This window comes from Streptomyces longispororuber, assembly GCF_014656095.1.
Classification (GTDB): domain Bacteria; phylum Actinomycetota; class Actinomycetes; order Streptomycetales; family Streptomycetaceae; genus Streptomyces; species Streptomyces longispororuber.
Genome location: NZ_BNBT01000282.1, coordinates 1 through 4,335, shown reverse-complemented (window position 1 = coordinate 4,335; position 4,335 = coordinate 1). Strand labels below are relative to the sequence as shown.

General features: G+C 77.5%; 4 protein-coding genes. 2 read left to right on the top strand and 2 right to left on the bottom strand.

Features of this window, described 5'->3' with window-relative positions; genetic code table 11:
* Positions 1–75 precede the first annotated feature (75 nt).
* Positions 76–807 carry a siderophore-interacting protein gene (locus IE330_RS37905; protein WP_190140725.1) on the bottom strand — a complete coding sequence of 244 codons (732 nt, stop codon included), beginning with the start codon at positions 805–807 and terminating at the stop codon, positions 76–78.
* A 157-nt stretch (positions 808–964) separates the two neighbouring features.
* Positions 965–1,378: an SsgA family sporulation/cell division regulator gene (locus tag IE330_RS37900; protein WP_190140726.1), complete on the bottom strand. Its 414-nt coding sequence runs from the start codon at positions 1,376–1,378 to the stop codon at positions 965–967.
* Between the two features lie 180 nt (positions 1,379–1,558).
* Here IE330_RS37900 and IE330_RS39545 point away from each other — a divergent pair, with 180 nt between their 5' ends.
* Positions 1,559–3,586: a sigma factor gene (locus IE330_RS39545; RefSeq protein ID WP_229926223.1), complete on the top strand. Its 2,028-nt coding sequence runs from the start codon at positions 1,559–1,561 to the stop codon at positions 3,584–3,586.
* Between the two features lie 43 nt (positions 3,587–3,629).
* A partial coding sequence (locus tag IE330_RS37890; RefSeq protein ID WP_308439085.1) for a carboxyl transferase domain-containing protein occupies positions 3,630–4,335 on the top strand: 706 nt, incomplete at its 3' end.

Here is a 4,335-nt window from a genome sequence, read left to right as displayed (position 1 = left end):
GGTCCGGCCGGGCCTCGCCGTCCTCGGCGCGGGGGACGAGCCGCTCGCGGGCGACGCGGCGCGGCGGCCGTCGCCTCAGCCGCCCTCCGGGCGCCAGTAGCCGAGCGCGTGCACGCGGCCCTTCGGCAGCCCCAGCTCCTTGCGGACGTGGGCGGCCAGGGCGCGGGTGGTGGCCGTGTCGCAGGTGATCCATACGTACGCGTCCGGTGCGGCGTCCACGGCCGCGGCGAGGCCCGCCTTCGCCTGCTCGACCAGGTCGGCGCCGGCGGCGCGGCGCTCGATGCGGTGCACCTCGTGCAGCGCCGGGTCGGTGCGCAGGGGAAGGTCGCGGTCGGAGGCCTGCTGCGTCTCGAACCAGATCGTGGCCGGTACGCCCGGCACCGCGGCGAGCAGGGAGTTGATCGCGGGCAGCGACGCGGGGTCGCCCACGACGAGGAGGCGGGACGGTACCGGCTCCGGCGCCGTGAAGCCGGTGCCCTGCACGGTCGCCTCGATGGTGTCACCGGGTCCGGCCTTGCGCGCCCACTCGCTCGCGCAGCCGTCGTGCAGCGCGAACTCCAGGCTGAACGTGCCCGTCTCGGGGTCGGGGGCGACGAGGGTGTAGGCGCGCTGGTGCGGCTTGCCCCCGTTGTCGAACCACAGCCGCACCCACATGGTCGGGTGCACGCCGGTCCGCGCGAGCATGCCGCCGTCGGTGAGATGGACGCGGCGGTAGTGGTCCGTCACGTCCTCGGCACCGATCACCGTGAACCGGAAGTCCTTGCCTCTGAACAGCTTGAGGACGACGCCTTCCCAGCCATGACCCACTCCGGTCTCCTCCCCTGAGATCCTGTACGCCCGTTGCACGTGGAACAGGACGCACGTGGTCGAGTTAGGGAAGCCTAACCTGTTTCACGCGTAGGGGAAGCACAGGGGACGCGCAGGGGAAGTCCCCCGGGCCCGGGACGGCCGGATCCCGCGCCCGTCACACTCCGCCGAGCAGCTCGGTGAGCTCCCGGTCCAGGTCGAGGCCCGCCCCCTCGCCGTCCGGACCCACCACGGCGTACGACCGCGAGAGGAAGCGCCGCAGCACGGCCCGGTCGAACTGCACGAGCGCCAGGCCGTCCGGGGCGTGGAACTCCAGGACCGTCCGCGCCCGCCCGCACGGCCAGACGTGCACGTCCCCCGTGCCCGCCGGGGCGTTCAGCCCCTCCTCCAGGAGGCGGCGGGCGAAGACCCAGTGGACCTCGTCGCCGTCCAGGGACACCTCGGGCGGGAAGGTGACCTGCACCGCGAACGGGTCGGCCGCCGTGTAGCGCAGCGTCACCGGAATCGGACGCTCCCGGCCTTCCGGCGTGACGAGACGGGCGCGTGCGGACTGCTTGAGCGTGACGGGCATGGCCGGGCTCCACTTCTGCTGGTTCCTTACCCCTACGACCTGGTAGCGGGTGCCCTGATTACGGACGCGCATGAAGAGATTGCTGTGACCTGTGTCACCCACCCGGGAGATCCGCGACAACAGTGACTTAGGCTTTCGAACTCGCCCAAACCCCCCACAGCGGTACAGGAGTGCCCTGTCATGTCCGACGCTCCCACCGAAGGGCCTGGACGGCCCGGAGGGCCTGACGAGGGTCCCGCCGACGTCCCCGCCGCGCCGCCCGCCGACCTCTCCGGGGCCGTGACGGCCGCGTACGCGCGTGTCTACGAGGCCGAGCACCCGCGTCTGGTGGCGTACGCGCGCTCGCTGACCGGCGACGCCTGGGTCGCCGACGACCTGGTCGCCGAGGCGCACTTCCGGGTGTGGCGGCGGCTGGCGGCCGGGCACGCGATCGAGAACGTGCCCGCGTACCTGATGACGACGGTGCGGCACCTCGCGGCGTCGGCGGGCCGGGCGGCCGCCAAGGAGACGCCGCACGACCCGTGGGCCGTCGAGCGGCCCGAGGTCATCGGCGCCCCGGGCGCCGGTGCCCCGGCCGCGGGGCCCGACGCCAGCGATCCGGCGGACCGCGTGGCATCCGTCGACCTGCTGGCGCGGGTGCTCGGACAACTCCCCGAGCGCTGGGTGCGGGCGCTGTGGTTCGCCGAGGCGGAGGGCCGCCCCCTCGACGCGGTCGGCCGGTGCGTCGGCGCGGGGCCCGGGGCCACCGCTGTCCTGCTGCACCGGGCGCGCGAGGGCCTGCGCCAGGCGTTCCTGCGCGCGCACCCCGGCACGCCCGCCGACCCGGCCTGCGCGACCCACTGGGACCGTATGCCCGCGCACATACGCGGCGAGGCCTCGCCCCGGCGGTCCGAGGCCCTGCTCGCCCACGTCGGCGACTGCGCCGACTGCCGGGCGCGCCTGGCCGCGCTCACCCGGGCCAACCACCGGCTGCCCGCGCTCGCCGGACCCGCCCTGCTGCTGTGCGCGCTCGGTGGCACGGGCAGAATCCTGGCACCGCTCGCGGCCGGGGCGGGTGCCGGAGCGGTGCCGTCCGGCACAGGGCTGCCAGGGGACGGGGGGCTGTCGCACGGGGTCCGTCACGTCCTCACCGCGGGCGGCAAGGTGCCCGCCTCCGTGGTCGGCGCCGTGGGGACCACCGTGGCCGGGGCCGCGGTCGCGGTGGGGCTCGTCCTGGGCGGCGCGGGCGACACCGGGGTCCCGGCCCGCGCCACGACCGCCGAGAGCGGCCCGCGCCCCGTGACGCCGCCCCGCGAGCCGGACGGGCCCGGGGCGCCGGAGCACGGCGCTCCCCGCCGGGCGGACGCGCCGCGCCCGGAGCCCGGCACGGGGACGGAGCCCGAGCCGACGGCCCCGGAGCGACCCGCCGCCCCGGCGGCGAACCGGCCCGCACAGGCGCCGGAGCGCCCCGCGCCCCCAGCCGGGGACCTGCTGCCCACGCAACCCGCGCCACGCCCCGCGCCCCCGGCCACCGCCCCGCAGGAGCGGCCCGTACCACCCTCCGCCGCAACGGCCGGGGGGCCGCAGGACAGCGCTCCGCCGACAGGGCCGGGCGAGCCGGTGCCCGCACCGACCGGCGCCAGGCCCTCGGCCCCGGACGCACCGCCGCAGGAACCGCTCCGACCAGCCGGGGAAGCGCCCCAAGAGCCGCAGCACACCACCACCCCACCGGCACAGCCGGACGCCGAGGAGCCCGCGCCGGACGTACCACGACCGGAGGCACCGCTCCCGCCCGAGCCGAGGCCGAGGCCACCCGAGCCGGGCCCGCGGCCACCCGAGCCGAGGCCGACACCACCCGAACCGGAGCCGACGCCACCCGAGCCGAGGCCGACACCACCCGAACCGGAGTCGACGCCACCCGAGCCGGAGTCGACGCCGCCCGGGCCGAGGCCGAGGCCACCCGAGCCGGAGTCGACACCACCCGGGCCGAGGCCGACGCCGCCCGAACCGAGTCCCTCACCGACCCCTGTGCCCACTCCGCCCCCCACGCCCGCGCCCACCCCCACCCTTCCCCCCGGCCCCACGGCTACGCCTCCGCCGGTCGGGCCCGCGCCTGCGCCCGCGCCCGGCCCGGTGGACCCCGAGCCGTCCGCGGTCGAACCCGCCCCCACCACCGACCCCGGTCGGTGCCACTGGTTCGGGCCCGTGCTCGTCTGCCACCGGGCCTGAGCGATCTCGACGGGACACCGAAGATCGGGTAGGAGTACGAAGCGTGTCCACTCCTCAGCCGCCCAGCGCCGCCGGACGTGTCTCCGCGCGCGAGGCCGTCGCCGCCGTCACCGCCGACTTCACCGAGTTCCCTGAGCCACCCGGGCAAGCGCTCCCGGACGGGCCGCTGGCCTGGTCGGGGTACGGCGCCGCGCGGGCCGCGGCGGCCGCCCGCACCGGGGAGACGGAGTCCGTGGTGTCCGGCACGGCGGTCGTGGAGGGCGCGCGCGCCGTCCTCGTCTCCTTCGAGTTCGGCTACCTGGGCGGCTCGCTCGGCGAGCGGACGGGCGACCGCCTCGAAGCGGCGTACGCGGCGGCCCGCGCGCACCGGCTGCCGCTCGTCTCGCTCGTCGCCACCGGCGGCAGCCGCATGCAGGAAGGCATGCGGGCCCTGTCCCAGCTCCAGCGCGTGGCGGCCCAGGCGGCGCTCCACCGCGCGGCGGGACTGGCGCAGATCGCCGTCCTGCGCGACCCGACGACCGGCGGCGGCTGGGCCACCCTCGGCGCGGGCGCCGACGTGGTGCTCGCGCTGCCCGGGGCGCAGGTGGGCTTCGCGGGGTCGCGGGTCAGGCCGCCGGACGCGGACCCGGCGGCGTACACCGCGGAGGGCCAGCTCGCGGCGGGCGCCGTCGACGCGGGCGAGCCGCCGCACGAGCTGCGCCCGCGCCTGGGGCACTGGCTCACGCTGCTCACCTCGCCCGCCGCGGGGC